Origin of the sequence: Sphingomonas naasensis, assembly GCF_004792695.1 — a bacterium.
Classification (GTDB): Bacteria; Pseudomonadota; Alphaproteobacteria; order Sphingomonadales; family Sphingomonadaceae; genus Sphingomonas; species Sphingomonas naasensis.
The window spans coordinates 54,884-76,730 of record NZ_SRXU01000013.1 but is presented as its reverse complement, the minus strand read 5'-3'; the positions used below and the strand labels follow the sequence as shown (position 1 = coordinate 76,730).

Sequence of the window (21,847 nt, the reverse complement as noted above, 5' to 3'; positions counted from 1 at the left end):
TCCGGCGCGGCGGGTCTCGGCCGTGCCGGCGCGGTCGCGGCGGGGCGCGCCGGGCGCTCGGGAGCGGGCTGCGGCTTCGGCTTGGGCGGCGCGCCGGGGATGCGCAATATCAGCCCCGCGGCGAGCGTCGAGGGATTGGCGAGGCCATTGTAGCGCGCGAGCTGATACGCCTTGAGCCGATTGCCGAGCAGCCGATCGGCGATCGCCTCGATCGTCTCGCCGGCATGCACGGTATAGGGATAGTTGACCGGGCCGAGCTGCTCGTGCGGATCGCCCGCGATCGAGTCGTGCAGCAGCGCCAGCCGCGGGTTCATCGGCTCGCGCCTGAGCAGCGGCTTGAGCAGCTTCTCGGCACCCTTGCGGTCGCCCTGCATCAGCAGCGCCTGCACGCCGTCGATATCGCCGTCGCTCACCGCCACCGGTGCCGATATCGGCGCGGGCGGCGGCCCCTTGGCGCAGGCGGCGAGCGCCAGCGCCCCGGCCAGCGCGGCGAGCCGCAGGAAGGAACGGTGCGTCATCGGGCGAGCCTCTCGGAAAGATTCGTCTGGATCTGCCGCGCGTCGAGCGCGAGCCGCTCGCGCAGCGCGGCATGGTTGCGGACAAAGGTCTGGAACGCCGCGCCGCGCAGCGGTGGCGAGAAATAATAGCCCTGGAAGTCCGAGCAGCCATGGCGGCGCAGCCACCAATACTCCTCCTGCCGCTCGACGCCCTCGGCGAGCACGCGGATGCCCAGCCCGCGCGCCAGCGCGATGATGCTCTGGCAGATCGCCTGGCTGTCGCGCCGGGTCTCGACTTCGGTGACGAACTGGCGATCGATCTTGATCTTGTCGAAGGCGAGCGCGCGCAGCGCCGAGAGGCTGGAGAAGCCCGTGCCGAAATCGTCGATCGCGATCGGGATGCCGAGCCCGTGCAGCGCCTCGAACAGCCGCTCGGCGCGGCCGATATCGGCGGCGGCGGCACTCTCGGTGAGCTCGATCTCGAGCATTCCCGGACGCAGCGCGTGCCGCTCGAGCGTGCGCTTGATCAGCGTCTGAAGGTCGGCGCGGTCGAGCTGGTGTGCCGAGACATTGACCGCTACGCTCAGCGGCCCCTTGCCGAGCCGGTGCCATTTGCCCGCCTCGCGACACGCCGCGTTGAGCGCCCAGAGGCCGACTTCCTCGATCATCCCCGCGCTTTCGAGCACGGGGACGAACAGCGCCGGCGATATCATCCCGCGCGCGGGGTTGTTCCAGCGCAGCAGCGCCTCGGCGCCGCTCACCCGGCCGCTCGCCGCGTCGATCTGCGGCTGGTAGCGCAGCTCGAATTCGTCATTGTGCAGCGCGCCGCGCAGATCCTGCTCGAGCGCGTAGCGCTCGCGCTCGACCCCCGCCGATACCTCGTCGACGCGCTGGACCTGCGCCGGGCCCTCGGCGGTCGTCGCGCAGGCCGCGAGCACCCGCGCGAGCGTCGCCTGCGGCGCTTCCTCGCCGGCCGACCAGAAAGCGTGATGCACGCGCACCTCGGGCAGCAGCTCACGATCGCCGTCCTGCATCGCATCGCCGAGCGCGTAGCGCATCGCGGCGAGCTGCTGCTCGGCCTGCTCGGCGGGTACTTCGGGGCCGAGCCACAGCGCGAAATGCGATCGATCGACATGCGCCACCAGCCGCTCGGCGCCGAGCATCCGGGTGATCCGCGCCGCGAACTGGCGCAGCGTCCGGTCCGCCAGCGCGGGATCGAACGCGCAGAGTCGGTCGAAATCGGCGAGCGCGATCAGCGCCAGCGTGCCCGCGCGATCGCCTTCCATCCGCGCGAGCAGCGGCTCGCGGGTCGGCAGCCCGGTCAGCGCATGGCGCTGCTCGAGCCGATCCTCGCCGGCGCGCAGCCGGTCCTCGAGCAGATCGGTGGCCTGCGCCAGCGCCTGCCACGCATCGGTAGTCTCGACCCGCGCGAGCGTTCCGAGCCGCGCCGCGACGCCTGACAGGCGCCGGCGCAGCACAAGGTGCGAGACCAGCCACGCCACCGCCAGCGCGGCGAGCGCGAGCCACGGCCGCCCCAGCCAAACGCCGGCTCCGACCGTGACGGCGGCGAGCAACAGTCCGCCGCCGCGCAAAAGGCGCGTCGGATCGCTACCGCCGGGCAAATAAGCGCGCCGCATGAGGCGGTTGGTAACGCCGCGACTCATACGAAGGGGTTAAGGCCGCGCGGGCTCAGCGCCGCGCCTGCTCCGCCAGCTCCGCCGCGAACCACAGCAATGCCGCCTGTCCGTGCAGGTCGCCGGTGGCGCGCGGCCGGTTGAGATAATGCGCGACATTGTCGGCCTTGTTGGTGCCGACGCATACGTCGGTGACCTGCCCGTCCGGCTGGACATAGGCCGCCAGCGCCGCCCAGGCCCGGCGATAGGCGCGGGCATAGGCCGGATCGGTGAGGATACCGAGCCGCACCCCGCGCGCCATCGCGAAGCCGAACATCGCGGTGCCCGAGGTCTCCTTCCAGCTCTCCGGATGATCGATCAGCTGGCGCCACATGCCGTCCTCGGCCTGGTTGGCGAGCAGCGCCGCCATCATCTTGCGATAGCCCGCCTCGATCGCCGCGCGCTCGGGGTGCGTCGCCGGAAGGTCGGTGAGGATCTCGGCGAAGCCCGCCGCCACCCAGCCATTGCCGCGCCCCCAATAGAAATGCGCGGCGTCGCCGTGAAAGAACAGTCCGTCGGGCTGCTGGAGCCGCTCGACATAGCGCCGCGCCATCCGCGCCGCGCGATCGAGATATTTCGGATCCTTCGACGCGCGATACGCCTCGATCTGCAGCGCGCCGATCATCCAGACATCGTCGATCCAGTAGCGCGCCTGCGTGCTCAGCCCGTCCTCGCCGAGCTTCGCCCATTGATTGTCGGCCAGCGCCAGCCCGCGGCGGAGCGCATCGGCATCCCCGGTCTGGCGGGCGATCTCGAGCGGCCAGGCCCCGTAAATGCTGACATCGACATGGTTGGCGGTGTTCTCGAGCGTCGCGGCGAGACGCTCGCGCGCTATCACCCGATCGAGCAGCGCGCGGTCGCCGGTCGCCGCGGCGAGCCGCGCGGCGCCATAGCCCGAAGCGACTTCGGCATAATGGACGCCGCGCGTGTCGGGGATGCGCAGCGGCACGATATAGCTGCGCCGCAGCCATGCATCCGCGGCCCGATTGCCGAGCGCGACGGCGGACGCGGCATGGGCGGCCGATCCTATGCTCGCGGGCTGTTCGGATGGCGCGCACCCGCCCAGCCCCAACAAAGCGACCACGAGCAGCGCGTTCCGAATCATGGCATCTCCTCCCATTTTTCGAAACGATAGCGCGGCACCGGCCGCGGCGGAACTCCCGTGCCGGAAGCACGCGCCGGTGGCGGCGCGGTACGCTTTGGACGCACAGGACTTCGCCCCGAAACATTCGGCTGGCAGGCGGCGGCGATGCACTGGATTCGCAAATTCGCCGCCGCCGCCCTCGGCGCGCTGTCCGTCTGCACGGTCGCTCCCGCCGAAGCGCAACCCGCGGCGGCAGCCGCGGAGACGCGTGCGCCGGTGACGATCCTGATCTCGATCGACGGCTTTCGCTACGACTATCTCGCACGCGGGCGCACCCCGGTGCTCTCGCGGCTCGCGGCCGAAGGCGCCAGCGGCCCGATGCGGCCGAGCTTTCCGTCGAAGACTTTCCCCAATCACTGGACCTTGGTCACCGGGCTCCGCCCCGATCGCCACGGCATCGTCGCCAACCGGATGGAAGATTCCGCGCGTCCGAAGGAAGTCTTCACGATGGCGAGCGAGGACCCGTTCTGGTGGAACGCCGCGCCGCCGATCTGGGTCGACGCCGAGCAGGCGGGGATTCGCACCGCGTCGATGTTCTGGCCGGGCTCGAACGTCGCGATCGGCGGCAAGATGATGCGCAACCGCACCGAGGGCGGCACCCGCCCTTCCGACTGGCAGCAATTTTCCAACGCCGTCACCGGCGAGCAGCGGGTGAACACGATCCTCGACTGGATGCGCCGGCCGGCCGCGATCCGGCCGCGCTTGATGACGCTCTATTTCGACATCGTCGACGGCGCCGGTCATAATTACGGTCCCGACGATCCCCGAACGCTCGACGCAGTCGCCACGGTCGATACCCAGATCGGCGCGCTGGTCGACGGGCTCGCCGCGCTCGGCCAGCCGGTCAATCTGATCGTCGCGGCCGATCATGGCATGGCGGCGATCTCGAGCGATCGAGTCGTGACGCTCGATCGCCTCCTCGCGCCCGACGATTATCGCGCACTCGAGTTCGGCGCGTTCGCCGCGCTGAATCCGCTCCCCGGCACACAAGCACGCGTGGAAAAGGCGCTACTCGGGCATCATCCCCACATGGATTGCTGGCGGAAAGGCGAAATCCCGGCGCGCTTCCACTATGGCAGCAATCCGCGCGTCCCGGCGATCTTCTGCCTCGCCGAGAATGGCTGGTCGATCGCGCAAAAGCCCCCCGAGGAGCCCTTTGCGGGCGGCAATCACGGCTTCGATCCGGCAGTCGCGGACATGGCCGCGGTCTTCATCGCGCACGGCCCGGCGTTCCGCCCCGCGCGGCTGCCCGCGTTCGACAATGTCGACGTCTATCCGCTGCTGCGCGACTTGCTCGGGCTCCCCGCCAAGCCCGGCGTCGACGGGAGCGACGCGGTGTTCAGGCCGGCGCTGCGCTGAGGCTTGCCAAGTTTCGGTTTTCATACGAAACTGAAACCATGCTCTATCTCGACGATATCGCCCCCGGCATGAAGCGCAGCTTCGGCCGCTATGAAGTCACGCGCGAGGAGGTGCTCGAATTCGCCGGGAAATATGATCCCCAGCCCTTCCACCTCTCCGACGAGGCCGCCGCAGCGACGCATTTCGGCCGGCTCGCCGCGAGCGGCTGGCACACCTGCGCGATGACGATGGCGATGTTCGTCGAGCATATGAAGGAACATCCCCAGGCGAGCCTCGGTGCCGCCGGAGTCGACGAGCTGCGCTGGCTCAAGCCGGTCTATCCGGGCGACGTCCTGCGCTGCGAGAGCGAGGTGCTCGAGGTGCGGCCTTCGCAGAGCCGCCCCGAAATGGGCAGCGTGCGCAACCGGATGACCACCTTCAACCAGCACGACGTGCCGGTGCTCAGCTTCACGGCGCTCGCGCTGATGCGGCGCCGGCCGGGCTGATGCCGCGATGCTCCTGCGTTCGCAGGAGCAGCAGCACGCTAGCGCCGATAGCGTTCGCGCCCGTCGCGCCGCCCGTCGCGGTTCCAGTCGCGCCGGTCGCCGCGGCGATTGCCGAAGCCGTCCCAGTTCTGGCGGCGCTCGCCCTGCCAGTTGCGCCCGCGATCGTACCAGTAGCGCTGCTGGCCGTCGTTCCAGCGGTGCGGCCGCCGGTAGCGATCATAGACGTAATAGCCGGTGCCCGGATAATAATAGTCGCCATACCAGCCGAAATAGCTGCTCGGCCCATAGCCGTAACCGGGGCCGTAATCGTCGTAATAGCCGCCGCTCGAATAGCCGAGCGAGACGCCCGAATAGCCATAGCCATCCTCGGCGCACCCGCCGAGCGCGACCGTGCCGGCGAGCGACGCGGCAAGGGCGGCCAGATGCAATCTCCGCATGGATCTCTCCTCGATCCCCGCCGGAGAATCCAACCTGCCGCGGCCCCAAAGGGTTCCGCCGTGGCGACCGCGCGCCCTCGGCAGGCAAGCCCCTGTTAGCGGGCGGTTAGCATTGCCGGGCTAGGGTCGCGCCGGTCACGGGAGTGTCGGATGGACGGATATTTCGGCAATATACCGCTCCCTGCAGTCGATTTGGCAGCCGCGCCCGCGGGCGTGATCGCCGAGGCGCGGGAGCGCGCAACTATCGGCGTCCAGCAGTTCCGGCCGCGCGTGCTGCTGCTCAACATGAGCGCCGCCCAGTTGCAGGCGATCCGCTATGCGCGCAGCCGGACCGCGTGGCATCGGGTCGTGGGCTATGGCACGATGGGCCGGCATGCGATCGAGGAGATCGACGCGTTCGGGCTCAGCTGGCTCCAGCACTGCGCCTATGTCTATCGCTACCTCGAGGCCGACCCGGAGCTGCGCGCCGCACGCGAACGACTCCACCAGGCCGGCATCGTCACGCGCTGGATGGACGAAGAGGAAATCGCGCTGCGCAGCTATGCGATCGCCGTGCAGGTCGACGATGCCAGCATCGCGATCGTCCGCGCGCTCGCCAAGCAGGAAGCCGGGATTGTGACGCCCGAAGCCTCCGCCGACTATGATCGCCGCTTCGACCTGTATCTCAAGCAGAACTATGCCGAGGACTGGGAGGCGTGGCGGCAGCGCGCGCCGTTGGTCGAGTGGCCCTGACCCGCAGCCTCTAGTGCCCCTCGAACGCCACCAGCGCATGGACCGCGATCCCGTCGCCGCGCAGCGCATTGGCGCCGCCCAATTCGGGCAGGTCGACGACGAAGCTGGCCTGGGTCACTTCGGCGCCGGCCTTGCGCAGCAGCCGCACCGCGGCGCGCGCGGTGCCGCCGGTGGCGATCAGATCGTCGACGAGCAGCACCCGCGCGCCCGGCGCGCAGGCATCGGCATGGATCGCGATCCGGTCGGTGCCATATTCGAGCGCATAGTCCTCGGCGATCGTCGCGCCGGGCAGCTTGCCGTCCTTGCGGATCAGCAGCATGCCCGCGCCCAGTCTCACCGCCAGCGCCGCGCCGAACAGAAAGCCGCGCGCCTCGATCCCGGCGACGAGGTCGACCGGCCCTTCGACCGTTTCGGCCATCCGCTCGACCGCCAGCTTCAGCCCCTCGGCGTCGAGCAGCAACGTGGTGATGTCGCGGAACTGGATCCCCGGCTTGGGGAAATCGGGGATCGTGCGGATGCGCCGCCGGATCTCGTCGTCGTTCGCCATGCGCCAGTCCTTGCCCAAAAAGAAATCCCGCCGGGCGGGGCCGCGGCGGGATTTCGTTAGTCCAGCGATCGAGCCGCTGCCAGCGTCAGTGCTTCACGCCCCGCCACACGGTCAGGTACGCGCCATAGGCGAGGCCCGTCGCGATCAGCAGGAAGAGCACCACCGCGACGCCGGCCGCATGGCGGCGCTGCATCGTCGGCTCGGCGGTCCACACGAGGAACGCGGAAACGTCCTGCGCCATCTGGTCGACCGTCGCGCGCGTGCCGTCCGAGAACGTGACCTGGTCGTCAGCGGTCAGCGGCGGCGGCATCGCGATGTTGAGGTTCGCGAAATAGGGATTGAAGTGCATCCCGTCTGGCGTCTTGGCGAACTCGGGGAAGTGCGCGAGCGCTTCGGCCGAGGGCTTCTCGCTATAGCCGGTCAGCAGCGAATAGACATAGGCCGGGCCGCCGTGCCGCGCCTTGGTGATCAGGCTGAGGTCCGGCGGCGTGCCGGTGCCGGGATAATAGACCTTGGGGAAGCGGTCCGAGGCAAGGTTGTCGCGCTCGCCCCAGGTACCCGCCTTGGGGTCCTGCACCGGCTGCTTGATCGGCCAGTCCTTGGCGATCTTCTTCACCTCGGCCTCGCTATAGCCGATCTGCTGCAGATCGCGGAACGAGACGAGGCTCAGCGAGTGGCAGCTCGCGCAGACCTTCTCGAAGACGAGGAAGCCGCGCTGGAGCTGCTGGTTGTCGAACTTGCCCAACGGGCCGTCCGACGGGAGGCGGAGCTCCTTGGGGTGGTGGTGCATCGCCTCCTCGGCGGTCTCCTTGGGCGGGTCCTGGACCCAGCCGGAGATCGTGCCGAACAGCGCGAGGCCGAGCACGAAGATGAAGGCGCCACCGACCAGGAACTTGATCGAACGGATGAACAGCGGAAGCATTGGTCGTGGTCCCCCTTACGCGCTGACAGCCGTTTCGGTCATCCGCGAGCCGCTCTTGCCGGCCAACACTGCCTCGGTGATCGAGTTGGGCAGCGGCTTCGGACGCTCGAGGCGCGAGATGATCGGCACGATGATCAGGAAGTGCGCGAAATAATAGGCGGCGCAGATCTGGCTGAGCACCACGATCCCGGGCGTCGCCGCCGAGCCGCCGCAATAGCCGAGCACCAGCACGTCGAGCACCAGCACCCAGAAGGCGACGCGGTACATCGGGCGATAGTTCGCCGAACGCACCGGCGACTTGTCGAGCCAGGGCAGGAAGAACAGCAGGATGATCGAGCCGAACATCGCCACCACGCCCCACAGCTTCGCTTCGAGGATGAAGTTCGCGGTGAAGGCGCGCAGGATCGCGTAGAACGGCCAGAAATACCATTCGGGGACGATGTGCGCCGGGGTCGAGAGCGGGTTGGCCGGGATGTAGTTGTCCGGATGGCCCAGCAGGTCGGGGAAGAAGAAGATCAGCGTCGAGAACAGGATCAGGAACACGCCGACCCCGAAGCCGTCCTTGGCCGTGTAATAGGGGTGGAACGGAACCGTGTCCTGCTCGCCCTTCACTTCCACGCCAGTCGGGTTCGACGAACCCGGGATGTGCAGCGCCCAGATGTGCAGGATCACGGCGCCCGCGATCACGAAGGGCAGCAGATAGTGGAGCGAGAAGAAGCGGTTGAGCGCGGCGTCGTCGGGCGCATAGCCGCCGAGCAGCCAGATGCGGATCCATTCGCCGACCACCGGGATCGCCGAGAAGAAGCCGGTGATCACCTGCGCGCCCCAGAAGCTCATCTGCCCCCAGGGAAGCACATAGCCCATGAACGCGGTGGCCATCAGCAGCAGGAAGATCACCACGCCGATCAGCCACACCATCTCGCGCGGCGCCTTGTACGATCCGTAATAAAGGCCGCGGAAGATGTGGATATAGACCACCAGCAGGAACATGCTCGCGCCGTTGGCGTGGGCGAAGCGCAGGAACCAGCCGGCGTTGACGTCGCGCATGATCGTGCCGTTGATCGAATCGAACGCGCCGGCGGCCGACGAGTGGAAGTGCATCGCGAGGACGATGCCGGTGACGATCTGGACGACCAGCGCCACCCCGGCGAGCACGCCGAAATTCCAGAAATAATTGAGGTTGCGCGGCACCGGATAGCCGGCGCCGACCGCGTTATAGACGAAGCGCGGCAGCGGAAGACGGCTGTCGATCCACTGCGTCAGCGGGTTCTTGGGTTCGTAATGGCGGGCCCAGGGGAAGCTCATCTGCGTCTATCCTCAACCGACCACGACGACCGTGGGCGACGTGAATTCATAGTTCGGCACTTCGAGGTTCTTCGGCGCCGGGCCCTGCCGGATACGGCCGGCGGTGTCATAGGCCGAGCCGTGGCACGGGCAGAAATAGCCGCCGAACGGCCCGCGATTCTCGCCCTCGCCCGCGCCCAGCGGCACGCAGCCGAGATGGGTGCACACGCCCAGCGTGATCAGCCAGTTCGCATGGCCTTCCTTGGTGCGGTCCTTGAGCGTCTGCGGATCGCGCAGGCTCGACACCGGCACGGCGTTCGCCTCGTCCTGCTCCTTCTGGGTCAGGTTGCGCACGAACAGCGGCTGCTTGCGGAAGCTCGCCTTGATCGCTTGGCCCGGCTCGATCGCCGAGACGTCGAGCTCGGTGGTCGACAGCGCGAGCACGTCGGCCGAGGGATTCATCGAATTGATCAGCGGAAGCACGGTCACGCCGGCGCCCACGCCAGCGAAGGAAACTGCGGCAATCGTCAGATAATCGCGACGACGGGGGTTCTCGAGAACTTCCCCACCGGGACCGACGGTCGCATCAGGGGGGAGATCGTCACCTGGTGTTGCCATGCTTCAGCCCTTGCACTTCAGAACAATCCCGCGACGAACGCGCGGGTACGGGACGCGGGCACATACGCACCCAGAGCCGCCCGGTGCCCCCGGTGGCTGCGCGGCCTGATAGACGGCGGGAAGCGGCTTTGCCAACAGGGATTTTCGCGCGCGTAGCGGGCGCGTCTCCATGGTCGGGTAGCCGAGGCTGCAAGCGAGTCCCATTCCTCCCTCGCGAAGCGGGGGAGGTGGCAGGCGCAGCCTGACGGAGGGGGCATCTCCACAAATGGGTGGCTAGCGGAGGCGCCCCCTCCGTCGCGCTTCGCGCGCCACCTCCCCCGCTGCGCGAGGGAGGAGCTTTTGGTCCGCCGAGTCTGCCGCTAAGCCGCTCCCATGCGCCTCGCCCTTTTCCAGCCCGAGATCGCCGGCAATGTCGGCGCCGTCCTGCGCCTCGGCGCCTGTTTCGCCACGCCGGTCGACATCATCGAGCCGATGGGCTTTCCGTGGAGCGACAAGGCGCGGAAACGCTCGGCGATGGACTATGACGGCAAGGTCGAGGTCGCCCGCCACGCCGATTTCGAGGCGTTCAAGGCGCATCTGCCCGGCCGGCTGATCCTGTTCACCACCCGGGCCAGCGTCCGGCTGCCCGACGCGCGCTTCGCCCCCGGCGACACGCTGCTGTTCGGATCGGAGAGCGCCGGCGCGCCCGATTTCGTCCATGCCCGCGCCGATCTGGCGGTGCGCATCCCGCTCGCCGCAGGGCTGCGCTCGCTCAACCTCTCGGTGTCGGCGGGGATCGCGCTCGCCGAGGCGCTGCGCCAGACCGACGGCTGGCCCGCCTGACGCGGGACATTCTGTCCACTCGACAGCCTTCCCCGCCCCGGCCTATCAGCCCGCCATGCAAGCGCTCGACTCCCAGCAACAAACCGCTCGCGACTGGTTCGAAAGCCTGCGCGACCAGATTTGCGCCGAATTCGAGGCGATCGAGGCCGCGGCCGGCTCGGACGCGACCTTCGACTATCTCGCCTGGGACCGCGCCGATCCCTCGGGCGCGCCCGGCGGCGGCGGCGTCCGCGGGGTGATGAAGGGCAAGGTGTTCGAGAAGGTCGGCGTCAACGTCTCGACCGTCGGCGGCACCCTCGAGGGCGATTTCGCGCGGACGATCCACGGTGCCGGCGAGGATCCCGGCTTCTTCGCCACCGGCATCAGCCTCGTCGCACACATGGCCAATCCGCACGTCCCCGCGGTGCACATGAACACGCGCTTCCTGTGCACGACCAAGCGCTGGTTCGGCGGCGGCGCCGATCTCAACCCGCCGATCCCGGCGGCGGACGACACCGCCGAATTCCACGCGGTGCTCGAAGCCGCATGCGATGCGCACGATCCCGCGCATTATCCGCGGTTCAAGCAATGGGCCGACGATTATTTCTACATCCCGCACCGCAAGGTGCATCGCGGCGTCGGCGGGATCTTCTACGATCATCTCGAAGGCGATTGGGACGCAAATTTCGCGTTCACGCAGGATGTCGGCCGCGCGTTCCTCGACATCTTCCCGCGGATCGTGCGGCGGCGGATGGACACGCCCTTCACCGAAGCCGACAAGGCGCAGCAGCTCGAATGGCGCGGCCGCTATGCCGAATTCAACCTGATCTACGATCGCGGCACGCTGTTCGGGCTCAAGACCGGCGGCAATGTCGACGCGATCCTGATGAGCCTCCCGCCGATCGCGAGCTGGGGGTGAACCAACGGCGTCATCCCCGCGAAAGCGGGAGTGACGAGGATAGAGCAGCATGCCCCTGACCCCCGTCCCCAACGACCATGTCGCGACGATCGTCACCTCGCTCGAGATGCGGTCGAAACCTCCGCTGCGCCCCGCCCCGCCCTCGCCGCTGCGCCTCGTCCATTGGCCGGCCCCGGCGAGCGAGAGGTACAAGACGCTGTTCCGCCGCGTCGGCGCGCCGTGGCTGTGGTTCTCGCGGCTGGTGATCCCCGATGCGGCGCTGCGCCGCATCCTCGATGACCCCGCGATCGAGGTCTATGCCGCCACCGATCGCGCCGGGATCGAGCTCGGCATGCTCGAGCTCGACTTCCGTGTCGCCGCGACCTGCGAGCTCTCCTATGTCGGGCTGGTCCCCGAGCTCACCGGCAAGGGCAATGGCGGCTGGCTGATGGCGCAGGCGCTCGGGCTGGCGTGGCGCAAGGGTGTCGAACGCGTCTGGGTGCACACCTGCACGCTCGACCATCCCGCCGCGCTCGGCTTCTACCGCCGTCACGGCTTCGTGCCGTACAAGCGCACCGTCGAGAGTTTCGCCGATCCGCGCCTCGCCGGGATCCTCGCCCCCGACGCCGCGCCTCACATCCCCTGTCTGGGCTCGCTCCCGCGATAGGCGGCGACGCGCAGCAGCGCGAGCACGGTCCAGGCGAGCCCGCCGATCAGCGCGGTGAGGACATAGCTGACCGCCGCGTGGGCGCGCCCGTCCGCGACCAGCGCAACCACGATCGCCGTCAGCGCGGTCGACAACAGCATCAGCAGCAGCGCCGCGACGAAGACCAGCCCGGCCGCGGCGAGCAGCACGACCCAGCCGAACCCGGCGCTGCGCTGCCAGCCCTGGCGAAACGCATCGAGCACGCCGCGCTCGGGCGCCGCGGCATAGGCCGGCCCCGCCAGCCAGGTGCGCCCGAAGGCGAACAGTCCCGGCAGCAGGAACAGCGACGAGCCGATGCTGAACAGGAGCGCGGCGATGACGTCGATCGCGAGAAACGGCAGGAATCGGCGCAACGCGAGAAGCAGCACTTCGCCGAGCGTGCGCCCGCCGCCCTGAAGATAGAGGTTGAGCACCGCGAAGGTGCCGAAGTCGATCGCGACATTGGCGAGCAGGATCGGCGCCAGATTGGCGGCGTAAAAGGCCATCACCGCCTCGCGCAGCTTTTCGGGCGCGACATCGGCGAAGCCGGCGCTGGCGAGCAGCAGGACGATCCCCAGCATCGGCAGGACGAAGAACACGCCGCCGATCGCCAGCAGCAACTCGCGCTCGCCGCGCCACAGCTTCCGTGCGTCGGCGAGCACGCCGGCAAGGCGGATCGTCATACCGCGGCTTCGTTCTGGTGCAGCCCCGCCTGCGCGGTGAGCGCGACATAGAGCTTGGCGGTGAATACCGGCGGGATCACCATGAACGCAGTCTGGACCGCGGCGACGACGATCGAGGTCAGCACGCTCGCGAGGCTGATCGTATCGCCGTCATTGCCGAGGATCAGCGAGAGGATGCTGCCGAAGACGGTCAGCGCGGCCAGCGCCGAGACCAGCGACACCACCGCGTAGAGGATCAGCACGCCGATGATCCGCAACGCATAGCCGCGGGTGAGCCGCCACGATCGCGACAGCGCGCCGAAGCTCTTCTTCTCGCGCAGGATGACCGGAACGACCACGCTCAGCCGTGCCGAAGCCCAGAGGAACAGCACCGCGACGAGCAGGAAATAGCCGACGATCAGCCAAGCCGTGCCGCGCGGGATCGCCACCATGCCGGTGCGCGCCGCCGCCTCGACATCGACGCCCGCGGCGATCAGGATCAGCGGCACCGGCTGCAGCGCCGCCAGCGACACCACGAACAACGCGATCGACACCAGCAAGGTCGGCAACAGCCGGCGCGTCGCGATCGACGGCGCGGTCTGGCCCGCGGCGGAGACGAAGTCGAGCGCCATCACGGTGATGGTCAGCATCCCCCAGAACACCGCCACGACGAGCGCGAGCTCGATGGCGCCGACGGTGAGCGCCAGCGATCCGCTCGCGGTCGCGACGATCGGCGAGAGGCTGCGCAGGATCGACATCGGCACGAAGAAGGTGAGCAGCGCGATCGGCAGCACGGCGCCGAGATTGTCGCTGAGGAACTCGGCGGTGCGATCCCAGACGCTCCCCATCTTCACCATATCGCACACATTCCCTTGGCTCCCTGCCGTCCGTGTTAGCCGTGCCCCGGTGGCTTGCCAATGCTTGCGCAAACGCGCGACACGGCGCATCGGGCCGCCATGACATCCGATATCGAATGGCGCGTCGAACCCGGGCGGATCGACTATGCCGAAGCGCTCGCGGCGATGGAGGCGCGCGCCGCCGCGGTCACCCGGCGAGAGGCACGCGAGCTGGTCTGGCTGCTCGAGCATCCCCCGGTCTACACCGCCGGCACCAGCGCCACCGACGCCGGCGAACTGCTCGATCCGCGCTTCCCGGTGCACAAGACCGGGCGCGGCGGGCGCTATACCTATCACGGTCCCGGCCAGCGCATCGGCTATGTCGTGCTCGATCTGCGCGAGCGGCGGCGCGACGTGCGCTGCTATGTCCACGCCCTAGAAGGCTGGGTGATCGCCGCGCTCGCCGAATGCGGGATCGCGGCGTTCCGCGCGCCCGGGCGGATCGGCATCTGGACGATCGATCAGACCGGCCGCGAGGCCAAGATCGGCGCGATCGGGGTGCGCATCCGGCAATGGGTGACGCTCCACGGCTTCGCCGTGAACCTGTCCCCCGATCTCGGCCATTTCAGCGGAATCGTGCCTTGCGGGATCGCCGAATTCCCCGTCACCAGCGCCGCCGCGCTGGGGAAACCGGTGACCATCGCGCAGTTCGATTCCGCACTGGCCGCCACATTTCCGCCGTTTTTGGCGGCTCTCTCTGCCTGAAGGCCAAAATCGAGTCTTGAGAGCGTGTTCCAAACCGACTAATGTCCACGCCGGTTTGGGTATTAAACGGCGTATCCGCTGTCCAAATCCACTATCTAGGGAGCTTTTACATGCGTGCAGTCATTTCCAAGATCGTTGCGGGTTCGATGATCGCCGGCGCGGCCCTCCTGGCCTCGGCGTGCACCAGCAACGAATCTTCGACCAACGTCACCAACACCACCGAGGTCGTGCCGACCGAGAACGTCACCACCAGCGACACGATGGTCACCAACATCGACGCAGCTGCTCCGATGGACAACATGGGCACCGAGGCGAACACCACGGTCGTCGAGAACACCACCACCACCACCACGACCAACGCGATGTAATCATCGCGCGTCAGCGTGTTTGATCAGGGCCGTCCGGGCGACCGGGCGGCCCTTTTCGTTGCGCAGCATCCGGGCGGCGAAGGGCGCACAAAAAAAGAGCTTGGGCGCGGACTCAAAATTCCTTAACCACGCGTGGGACCAGCCAAAAGAGGGCGTGATGCTCGTTCCGCGTATTGTTTCCATCCTCGCCGTTGCGGCAGCCTGTCTCCTCGCCGCTCCGGCCTCGGCGCAGTTCTTCATCAAGCCGGCCAATCTGGCGGGCGCGCGCGTGACCGGCGCCGAGCCGGGCATGACCGGTCCGGCGCTGCCCAATGCGAGCCCCGCCGAGCTGCGCGCCGCCTTGGTCTGGAACCTGCGCGCCGCGCTCAACGTGGCGGCGCTCCAGTGCCAGTTCGAGCCCACCCTGCTCACCGTCGACAATTACAACGCGCTTCTCAAAGATCACGAAGTAGAACTGCGTGAATCTTATGGAACGCTCGAGAAATATTTCATTCGAGCCAACTCCACCAAGAAGGCCGGCCAAACCGAACTCGACAAGTTCGGAACCCGCGTCTACTCGGGCTTTTCGACTGTCTCTGGCCAGCTGTCTTTCTGCCAGACCGCTGCCGCAATCGGCCATGAGGCGCTGTTCAGGAAGCGCGGCGATTTCGGCGATCTCGCCGAGGAGCGGATGCGCGAGCTGCGCAGCAGCCTGAACTCATGGGGCGAGCAGTTCCGCCGCAGCATCGACTATCGCGGGCTGATCGTCGCCGAGCCGCTGCCGCCGTTCGGCAACGACAAATGCTGGCGCAAGGGCGAGTATCAGCCGAAGAAGTGCGGCGTGCTGCGGGTGGCGACGCGCTAGACGTCGCTGCCGGACAGGCCCGCCCCGGAGCGCCCGGGAGACGCCATGGCGAAGCATCGCATCTATTCGGTCAGCGTGGCGAGCGTCTATCCGCACTATCTCGCCAAGGCCGTGAAGAAGGGCCGCACCAAAGCCGAGGTCGACGAGATCTTCCTCTGGCTCACCGGCCATAGCCAGGCGACGCTCGACGACCAGCTGGCGGGGAACGTCGATTTCGACGAGTTCTTCGCCGGGGCGCCGCGGCTGAACCCGGCGCGATCGCTGGTCACCGGTGTGGTCTGCGGGGTGCGCGTCGAGGCAGTCGAGGAGCCGCTCATGCGCGAGATCCGCATCCTCGACAAATTGATCGACGAGCTCGCGCGGGGCAAGCCGATGGCGAAGATCCTGCGCGCCTAGCCGGCCCGCGCGGCGCCTCAGCGCAGCCCGAGCATCTTGTGCGTCTGGAGCGTCAGCCGCCAGCGCGGCCGCGCCATCGCCAGCGCGACCGCCGCGCGGGTATTCGCCTCGGCCTCGGCGCTGTCCATCGGCTGGACGAGGAAATGCGCGAAGTCCCAGGTCTCGAGCTCGGCGACATCGGTCCCCGCCTGCGGCCAGACCAGCTTCAATTCGTCGCCCGAGCGCTGGACCACGTCGCTTCCCGCCTTGGGGCTGATGCACACCCAGTCGATCCCCGGATGCGCGGGGAGCGTGCCGTTGCTCTCGATCGCGATCCTAAAGCCGCGAGCGTGGAGCGCGTCGACCAGCGCATCGTCGATCTGGAGCATCGGCTCGCCGCCGGTCAGCACGACGAAGCGCCGCTCGGTCTCGGCGCCCCAATGCCCCGCCACCGCCTCGGCCAGCGCCTCGGCATCGGCGAACCTGCCGCCGCCCGCCCCGTCGGTGCCGACGAAATCGGTGTCGCAGAACCGGCAGACCGCGCTAGCCCGGTCCTGCTCGCGCCCCGACCACAAATTGCAGCCGGCGAAGCGCACGAACACCGCGCGCGCGCCGGCGTTCACGCCCTCGCCCTGGAGCGTGAGGAACATCTCCTTGACGGCGTAGCTCATGCCAAAGCCCTCAGGGTGCCGCCGCGTAGCCCGTCGGATCGGGAACCCCGGCCTCCTCGAAGCCCTTCGAACGCAGCCGGCAGCTGTCGCACAGCCCGCAATGCAGCCCGCCCGGCGCCGGATCGTAGCACGACCAGCTCATGCCCAGGTCGAGCCCGAGCCGCATGCCTTCGCGGACGATGTCGGCCTTGGTCATGTCCTGCAGCGGCGCGCGGATGTGGAAGGGCGCCCCCTCCACTCCGGCCTTGGTCGCCAGCTCGGCGAGCCGCTCGAACCCGGCGATGAACTCGGGGCGGCAATCGGGATAGCCCGAATAATCGAGCGCGTTGACGCCGATATAGATGTCGCGCGCGCCCGCCGCCTCGGCCCAGCCGAGCGCGAGGCTGAGGAAGATCGTGTTGCGCGCGGGCACATAGGTGACCGGGATGTCGTCGCCGACGCCGGTCTTGGGCACGTCGATCTCGGCGGTGAGCGCCGATCCGCCGAACGCGCGCAGATCGAGCGGCAGCACGACATGGCGCTCGGCGCCGAGCGCGTGCGCGATCCGGCGCGCGGCGGCGAGCTCGATCTGATGGCGCTGGTTATAGTCGATCGAGAGGGCGAGCAGGCGATGGCCGTCGGCGCGGGCGCGCGCCGCGGACACCATCGAATCCAGCCCGCCCGAGATCAGGGCAATCGCTACGCTGTCGGTCATGATCTCCGCCCGCTAGCGGCTTTCGTGCTGCAAAGCAAAATGGGCCGCGGTGAGGCGGCCCAGTTGGGATATTTGCCAGAGAGGAAATGCTCATGAAGGAGCAGGACCAACTCTAAACGCACAAGGTTAACGAAACGTCACCGCCCCGCGCCATGGCCCGGCTCGCACGCGCCGATCCGCCGCGCCTCGAAGCGCTCGGAGAAGGGGGCGCCATTGGCCACGCCCTGCGTCTCGACGTTCATCACCCGCGGCGTGTCGACCGAGAGGGTGGTGCGGCCATGGCCGTGGCCCGGGCAGGTATAGCGGACCGTCGCCGAGCGCGGCGTGTTCTCCATCACGAAATGCTCGCACTGCGTGTTGCCGTGCATGATCTGGAGCAGCGCGGCGGGATTGCCGAGGCACAGCTGGCGCAGCTCGCCCGCGGCGCTCTTCAGCTGCCACTGGCCGTGCTCGATTCCGCTGAGCGCGGAGAGCGCCGGATTGCGCTGCGCCGGCGCGCTCGCCGCACCGAACAGCAGCAACACGCCCGCGACGGCAAGGCGCATCGAACGCTTGAACACCATAGTCACTCCCACCCGGCCGCTTGTTCGGCCCCCCGATCCAAATCATGCGCCCCGGTGCGGCGAGATATGGCGCCCGGCGAGCGAATTACAACGGTTGTGAAACAAGATCGCTGAGCTGGACGGGGAACTTCTTCGAGCAAAAGGCGCAGTCGACGCTGATCACGCCATTCTCGTCGGCCATCTCGGCGCGGTCCTCGGCAGCGAACTTGCGGAGCACTTCGGTGATGTACCCCGAATCGCACCGGCAGCCGCGCGACAGCGCGGTGCCCGCGAGCACGCGCACTTCCTCTTCCTCGTTGAACAGCCGCCAGACGAGGTTCTCCAGCGGAATGCCCGGCTCGGCGAGCTCGTCCGCGCCCATCGTCGCCGACAGCGCCTCGACATGCTGCCATTCGGGATGGTCGAGCCGCACGTGCAGCCGCTCGCGCCCCACCTCGCCCTCGGGCAGATGCTGGACGAAGATCCCGCCGGCGATCAGCTTGCCGTCCTTGCCGCGATGCGTGCCGATCCGCACCAGCGTGGGGATCTGCTCGGACTGGAGGAAATATTCCTCCGCCGCGGCGCCGATCGACGCCGCGACGAGCGGGACGATCCCTTGGTAGCGCTCCTTCGTGGTCGCCTGGTCGAAGGTGATCGCGAGATGCCCCTTCTTGCACAGCGCATCGAGCGTCGGCTTCTTGCCGAGCTGCGCCAGCCGCCCGGCGTCGAACTGGACATAGCCGCGCAGCTCGCCATTCTTGTAGTCGCACACCAGCAGGCTGACGATCGCGCCCGGCGACTGCGCCTGCAGCGTCATCTGCCCCTGCGCGTCCTTGAGCGTCGCGCCGAGCAGCGCGGTGAGCGTCAGCGCCTCGGCGAGCAGCGTCTCGATCGGCGCCGGATAGGCATGCGCCGACAGGATCTCGTCGAGCACCGGCCCCAGCCGCGAAACGCGGCCGCGCGCATGGCGGCTCGGGATGGTGAAGCCGATCACGCGATCGAGATCGGCGGTGGGGGCGGTGACAGTCACACTCTTTCCTTCGTCACCCCCGCGAAAGCGGGGGCCCATCTCCCAAGATCGCAGCAAATCGCTCCGGCAGTCTTGGTCGACAGGGTTGGAGATGGGTCCCCGCTTTCGCCGGGGTGACGGTGATATGGGTAACGGCAAACCGCGCTTCAACTCAGACCGCTTGCCGACGCCGCTGCCATCGGCGGAGCGCGACCATCCCCCAACCCACGAGCAAGGTAGCCAGTGCAGCCAAGGCAAGCGCCGCAAGCGCCAACGCGCCGTGTACGATAGGGACCAGCAACTCCAGGAAGTTGTCGGCCGGCGGAAACGCCAGATCGATCCAGAGCGGCGCACTCCCGATCGCGAGCAGCAAAAGGCCGCCCATCGTCGCTGTCCACAACCCTGCAACAAGCGGGCTGTGGTCCGGTCGACGAAGAATCCGAAGGATAGCCAGCGCGTTCAGGGCGCCCAGACCCAGCGCCGCACAGGCGAGGGCTGTATCCACATCGCCTGTTCCGAAAATCAGCGTCCAAATCGTCAGAACCGCCGCGATAACGATCTCCACAGTCGCGACGACGGCGATCGGCATGGACGCCCCCTAGATCTGCCCGAAGCACCACCTTAGCACGGATTTCTGCGCGTGCAGCCGGTTCTCCGCCTCGGGCCAGATCAGCGATTGCGGCCCGTCGATCACCGCGTCGACCACTTCCTCGCCGCGGTGCGCGGGCAGGCAGTGGAGGAACCTCGCATCGGGCTTGGCCGCCGCCATCAGCGCCTCGGTAACCTGGAACGGCATCATCGCCGCGAGCTTGGTCTCGGCATGCGCCTGGCCCATCGAGATCCAGGTGTCGGTGACGAGAATGTCGGCACCCTCGACCGCTTCCTGCGCGCTGCCGACCACCCGAGCCCGGCCGCGCCCGCGCGCGACGTCCTCGTCGCTTGGCTGAAAGCCCTGCGGGCACGCCGCGACGACGTCGAAGTCCATCAGCCCGCCGGCCTCCATGATCGAGGCGAGAACGTTGTTGCCGTCGCCCAGCCACGCGACCTTGAGCCCGGGCAGGTTCTTGCTCTGCTCGATGATGGTCAGCAGATCGGCCATGATCTGGCAGGGGTGCGAGGCGTCGGTGAGCCCGTTGATTACCGGCACGCTGGCATATTTCGCCATGTCGACCACCTTCTGGTGATCGTCGGTGCGGATCATGATCGCGTCGACATAGCCCGACAGCACGCGCGCGGTGTCGGCGATGCTCTCGCCGCGGCCGAGCTGCATCGAGCCCGCATCCATCACGATGCTGGTGCCGCCAAGCTGGCGGATCGCCATGTCGAACGACACGCGGGTGCGCGTCGAATTCTTCTCGAAGATCATCGCGAGGACATGCCCGGCGAGCGGGGCATCGGCATCGGCCTTGCCCTTGGGCCAGCCCGCGCGCGCCGCCTTCCGCGCCACGGCGTCGTCGAGCATCGCCTGCACCCCCGCGGTGCCGGCATCCGAGAGATCGAGAAAGTGGCGCATCAGATCCTCCCCGGCACGGGGAGGGGGACCGTTCGCGCAGCGAATGGTGGAGGGGGCGTGCCCCAAGCCACTCGCGCGCGGAGAGCCCCCTCCACCATGCTGCGCATGGTCCCCCTCCCCGTGCCGGGGAGGATCATATCAGTCATCGCTCGGCGGCGCGAAGCTGCGCGCGCCTTCGCTGAGCCGCTCGACGCATTCGGCGATATGGCTCTCGTCGATGATCAGCGGCGGCAGCACGCGGAACACGTTCTCGCCCGCCGCGACGGTGAGCAGCCCGTGATTGTCGCGCAGATGCGCCACGAAGTCGCGGCTCACCGCCGGCTCCTTCATCTTGATGCCGAGCATCAGCCCCTTGCCGCGAATCTCCTCGAAGAGATGGTCGTGGTTGGGGATCATCTGCTCGAACGCCTGGCGCAGCCGCTCGCCCATCCGGGTGACATGCTCGAAAAAGCCGTCCTCGAGCATCACGTCGAGGATCGCCTGCCCCGCCGCCATGCCGAGCGGGTTGCCGCCATAGGTCGATCCGTGGGTACCGATCACCATCCCCTTGGCCGCCTCTTCGGTCGCGAGGCACGCGCCGAGCGGGAAGCCGCCGCCAATGCCCTTGGCCGCGGTCAGGATGTCGGGGGTGATGCCGTAATGCTCATAGGCCCACATCTTGCCGGTACGGCCGTAACCGCACTGGATCTCGTCGAGGATCAGCAACAGGCCATGCTCGTCGCACGCCTTGCGCAGGCCCTGGATGAACTCGGGCGTGCCCGCGGTCATCCCGCCCTCGCCCTGCACCGTCTCGACAAGGAAGCCGGCAGTCTCGTCGTCGATCTTCGCCAGCGCGCCTTCGAGATCGTTGAACTTCACATAGTCGAAGCCCGGCAGCAGCGGCTCGAAGCCGTCGCGCATCTTGGGCTGGTCGGTCGCCGAGATCGCGCCGATCGAACGGCCGTGAAAGGCGTTCTTGAAGGTGATCAGCTTGTGGCGCTGCGGGTTGCCGTTAACGTAATGGTAGCGACGCGCGGTCTTGATCGCGCACTCGATCGCCTCGACGCCCGAATTGGTGAAGAACACCGTGTCGGCGAAGCTGTTGTCGACGATCCGCTGCGCCAGCGCCTCGCCCTGCGGGCTGCCGTACAGGTTGCTGACGTGCATCAGCGTCGCGGCCTGTTCCTGGATCGCCTTGGTCAGATGCGGATGGCCATGGCCCAGCGCATTGACCGCGATCCCCGCGGCGAAATCGAGATACTGCTCCCCGCGCTCGCCATAGAGGTAGACGCCCTCGCCTCGCACCGGCCGCACACCGCACCGCGGGTAAACGGGCATGAGCGGGGTGATAGGCATCGGAACGGTCCTCCTTCGGTCGAAAAAGCTGGGGTGAGCTCCAGAAACGCAAAAGGGCGGCCAACCGGACCGCCCGGAGCGGGTGTTTAGGAGCAGTGCCACACCGGCGTCAATAATCGTTTCGGCCCGGGCCATGCCGCGATCGCATGGC

General features: G+C 68.1%; 27 protein-coding genes. 10 read left to right on the top strand and 17 right to left on the bottom strand.

Annotated elements, in window-relative coordinates:
* The 3 genes from E5A74_RS20535 to E5A74_RS20525 form a co-directional block, all read right to left on the bottom strand.
* The coding region (locus E5A74_RS20535) for a LysM peptidoglycan-binding domain-containing protein (protein ID WP_135987495.1) at positions 1 to 518 on the bottom strand (518 nt) is incomplete at its 3' end.
* Positions 515 to 2,161: a putative bifunctional diguanylate cyclase/phosphodiesterase gene (locus tag E5A74_RS20530; RefSeq protein WP_135987494.1), complete on the bottom strand. Its 1,647-nt coding sequence runs from the start codon at positions 2,159 to 2,161 to the stop codon at positions 515 to 517. The genes E5A74_RS20530 and E5A74_RS20535, both read right to left, overlap by 4 nt.
* A gap of 25 nt (positions 2,162 to 2,186) precedes the next feature.
* A complete protein-coding gene (locus tag E5A74_RS20525; protein ID WP_166745620.1) occupies positions 2,187 to 3,275 on the bottom strand; it encodes a glycoside hydrolase family 88/105 protein in 1,089 nt (362 codons plus the stop codon).
* 144 nt (positions 3,276 to 3,419) lie between these two features.
* On the opposite strand from E5A74_RS20525, the gene E5A74_RS20520 reads away from it, so the two are divergent.
* Together E5A74_RS20520 and E5A74_RS20515 are read left to right on the top strand one after the other, a co-directional pair.
* A complete protein-coding gene (locus E5A74_RS20520) occupies positions 3,420 to 4,673 on the top strand; it encodes an alkaline phosphatase family protein (protein WP_135987492.1) in 1,254 nt (417 codons plus the stop codon).
* Positions 4,674 to 4,711: 38 nt separating this feature from the next.
* The gene (locus tag E5A74_RS20515; RefSeq protein ID WP_135987491.1) at positions 4,712 to 5,158 is read left to right on the top strand and encodes a MaoC family dehydratase; all 447 of its coding nucleotides are present in this window, start codon (positions 4,712 to 4,714) and stop codon (positions 5,156 to 5,158) included.
* Between the two features lie 38 nt (positions 5,159 to 5,196).
* On the opposite strand, the gene E5A74_RS21320 is transcribed toward E5A74_RS20515, so the two are convergent.
* Positions 5,197 to 5,595: a hypothetical protein gene (locus tag E5A74_RS21320; RefSeq protein ID WP_240699914.1), complete on the bottom strand. Its 399-nt coding sequence runs from the start codon at positions 5,593 to 5,595 to the stop codon at positions 5,197 to 5,199.
* 150 nt (positions 5,596 to 5,745) lie between these two features.
* Between E5A74_RS21320 and E5A74_RS20505 the strand changes: the two genes are divergently transcribed.
* A complete protein-coding gene (locus E5A74_RS20505; RefSeq protein ID WP_135987490.1) occupies positions 5,746 to 6,327 on the top strand; it encodes a hypothetical protein in 582 nt (193 codons plus the stop codon).
* 10 nt (positions 6,328 to 6,337) lie between these two features.
* Here E5A74_RS20505 and E5A74_RS20500 read toward each other — a convergent pair whose 3' ends face one another.
* The 4 genes from E5A74_RS20500 to petA all read right to left on the bottom strand — a co-directional run bounded on the left by E5A74_RS20500 (position 6,338) and on the right by petA (position 9,698).
* Entirely contained in the window at positions 6,338 to 6,874 is a 537-nt protein-coding gene (locus E5A74_RS20500) for an adenine phosphoribosyltransferase (RefSeq protein ID WP_135987489.1), read from the bottom strand.
* Positions 6,875 to 6,959: 85 nt separating this feature from the next.
* The gene (locus E5A74_RS20495) at positions 6,960 to 7,796 is read right to left on the bottom strand and encodes a cytochrome c1 (protein ID WP_135987488.1); all 837 of its coding nucleotides are present in this window, start codon (positions 7,794 to 7,796) and stop codon (positions 6,960 to 6,962) included.
* A gap of 15 nt (positions 7,797 to 7,811) precedes the next feature.
* Positions 7,812 to 9,101, bottom strand: coding sequence for a cytochrome b (locus tag E5A74_RS20490; RefSeq protein WP_135987487.1), 1,290 nt, complete (start codon positions 9,099 to 9,101; stop codon positions 7,812 to 7,814).
* Positions 9,102 to 9,113: 12 nt separating this feature from the next.
* Positions 9,114 to 9,698 (bottom strand): ubiquinol-cytochrome c reductase iron-sulfur subunit, encoded by a 585-nt coding sequence (petA, locus tag E5A74_RS20485; protein WP_135987486.1) that lies wholly within the window; start codon positions 9,696 to 9,698, stop codon positions 9,114 to 9,116.
* A 372-nt stretch (positions 9,699 to 10,070) separates the two neighbouring features.
* On the opposite strand from petA, the gene E5A74_RS20480 reads away from it, so the two are divergent.
* From E5A74_RS20480 to E5A74_RS20470, 3 genes are read left to right on the top strand one after another with little or no spacing between them, the layout of a single operon-like run.
* Complete coding sequence (locus E5A74_RS20480) at positions 10,071 to 10,520, top strand: tRNA (cytidine(34)-2'-O)-methyltransferase (RefSeq protein WP_135987485.1); 450 nt, start codon at positions 10,071 to 10,073, stop codon at positions 10,518 to 10,520.
* 55 nt (positions 10,521 to 10,575) lie between these two features.
* Positions 10,576 to 11,418 (top strand): oxygen-dependent coproporphyrinogen oxidase, encoded by an 843-nt coding sequence (gene hemF / locus E5A74_RS20475; protein WP_135987484.1) that lies wholly within the window; start codon positions 10,576 to 10,578, stop codon positions 11,416 to 11,418.
* 49 nt (positions 11,419 to 11,467) lie between these two features.
* Complete coding sequence (locus E5A74_RS20470) at positions 11,468 to 12,064, top strand: GNAT family N-acetyltransferase (RefSeq protein WP_135987483.1); 597 nt, start codon at positions 11,468 to 11,470, stop codon at positions 12,062 to 12,064.
* On the opposite strand, the gene E5A74_RS20465 is transcribed toward E5A74_RS20470, so the two are convergent.
* Positions 12,031 to 12,765 carry a hypothetical protein gene (locus E5A74_RS20465; RefSeq protein WP_135987482.1) on the bottom strand — a complete coding sequence of 245 codons (735 nt, stop codon included), beginning with the start codon at positions 12,763 to 12,765 and terminating at the stop codon, positions 12,031 to 12,033. The two genes, E5A74_RS20470 and E5A74_RS20465, sit on opposite strands and share 34 nt — an antisense overlap.
* Positions 12,762 to 13,592 carry a glycerophosphoryl diester phosphodiesterase membrane domain-containing protein gene (locus tag E5A74_RS20460; RefSeq protein ID WP_166745621.1) on the bottom strand — a complete coding sequence of 277 codons (831 nt, stop codon included), beginning with the start codon at positions 13,590 to 13,592 and terminating at the stop codon, positions 12,762 to 12,764. Before E5A74_RS20460 ends, E5A74_RS20465 begins: the two co-directional genes overlap by 4 nt.
* 69 nt (positions 13,593 to 13,661) lie before the next feature.
* Here E5A74_RS20460 and lipB point away from each other — a divergent pair, with 69 nt between their 5' ends.
* The 4 genes from lipB (at position 13,662) to E5A74_RS20440 (ending at position 15,953) form a co-directional block, all read left to right on the top strand.
* Positions 13,662 to 14,345 (top strand): lipoyl(octanoyl) transferase LipB, encoded by a 684-nt coding sequence (gene lipB, locus E5A74_RS20455; RefSeq protein ID WP_276469534.1) that lies wholly within the window; start codon positions 13,662 to 13,664, stop codon positions 14,343 to 14,345.
* A 110-nt stretch (positions 14,346 to 14,455) separates the two neighbouring features.
* Positions 14,456 to 14,713: a hypothetical protein gene (locus E5A74_RS20450; RefSeq protein ID WP_135987479.1), complete on the top strand. Its 258-nt coding sequence runs from the start codon at positions 14,456 to 14,458 to the stop codon at positions 14,711 to 14,713.
* A 157-nt stretch (positions 14,714 to 14,870) separates the two neighbouring features.
* The gene (locus tag E5A74_RS20445; protein WP_135987500.1) at positions 14,871 to 15,557 is read left to right on the top strand and encodes a hypothetical protein; all 687 of its coding nucleotides are present in this window, start codon (positions 14,871 to 14,873) and stop codon (positions 15,555 to 15,557) included.
* Positions 15,558 to 15,602: 45 nt separating this feature from the next.
* The gene (locus E5A74_RS20440; RefSeq protein ID WP_135987478.1) at positions 15,603 to 15,953 is read left to right on the top strand and encodes a DUF2200 domain-containing protein; all 351 of its coding nucleotides are present in this window, start codon (positions 15,603 to 15,605) and stop codon (positions 15,951 to 15,953) included.
* Positions 15,954 to 15,970: 17 nt separating this feature from the next.
* On the opposite strand, the gene queE is transcribed toward E5A74_RS20440, so the two are convergent.
* The 7 genes from queE to E5A74_RS20405 form a co-directional block, all read right to left on the bottom strand.
* A complete protein-coding gene (gene queE / locus E5A74_RS20435; RefSeq protein ID WP_135987477.1) occupies positions 15,971 to 16,603 on the bottom strand; it encodes a 7-carboxy-7-deazaguanine synthase in 633 nt (210 codons plus the stop codon).
* Positions 16,604 to 16,613: 10 nt separating this feature from the next.
* The gene (queC, locus tag E5A74_RS20430; protein ID WP_135987476.1) at positions 16,614 to 17,297 is read right to left on the bottom strand and encodes a 7-cyano-7-deazaguanine synthase QueC; all 684 of its coding nucleotides are present in this window, start codon (positions 17,295 to 17,297) and stop codon (positions 16,614 to 16,616) included.
* Between the two features lie 137 nt (positions 17,298 to 17,434).
* Positions 17,435 to 17,860 carry a DUF3617 domain-containing protein gene (locus E5A74_RS20425; RefSeq protein WP_135987475.1) on the bottom strand — a complete coding sequence of 142 codons (426 nt, stop codon included), beginning with the start codon at positions 17,858 to 17,860 and terminating at the stop codon, positions 17,435 to 17,437.
* An 85-nt stretch (positions 17,861 to 17,945) separates the two neighbouring features.
* The gene (locus tag E5A74_RS20420) at positions 17,946 to 18,908 is read right to left on the bottom strand and encodes an Hsp33 family molecular chaperone HslO (protein WP_135987474.1); all 963 of its coding nucleotides are present in this window, start codon (positions 18,906 to 18,908) and stop codon (positions 17,946 to 17,948) included.
* Between the two features lie 112 nt (positions 18,909 to 19,020).
* The gene (locus tag E5A74_RS20415) at positions 19,021 to 19,437 is read right to left on the bottom strand and encodes a hypothetical protein (RefSeq protein WP_135987473.1); all 417 of its coding nucleotides are present in this window, start codon (positions 19,435 to 19,437) and stop codon (positions 19,021 to 19,023) included.
* Between the two features lie 9 nt (positions 19,438 to 19,446).
* Positions 19,447 to 20,364: an ornithine carbamoyltransferase gene (gene argF, locus E5A74_RS20410; RefSeq protein ID WP_206365937.1), complete on the bottom strand. Its 918-nt coding sequence runs from the start codon at positions 20,362 to 20,364 to the stop codon at positions 19,447 to 19,449.
* A gap of 135 nt (positions 20,365 to 20,499) precedes the next feature.
* On the bottom strand, positions 20,500 to 21,696 hold the full coding sequence (locus tag E5A74_RS20405) for an aspartate aminotransferase family protein (protein ID WP_135987471.1): 1,197 nt from the start codon (positions 21,694 to 21,696) through the stop codon (positions 20,500 to 20,502).
* Positions 21,697 to 21,847: the final 151 nt, after the last annotated feature.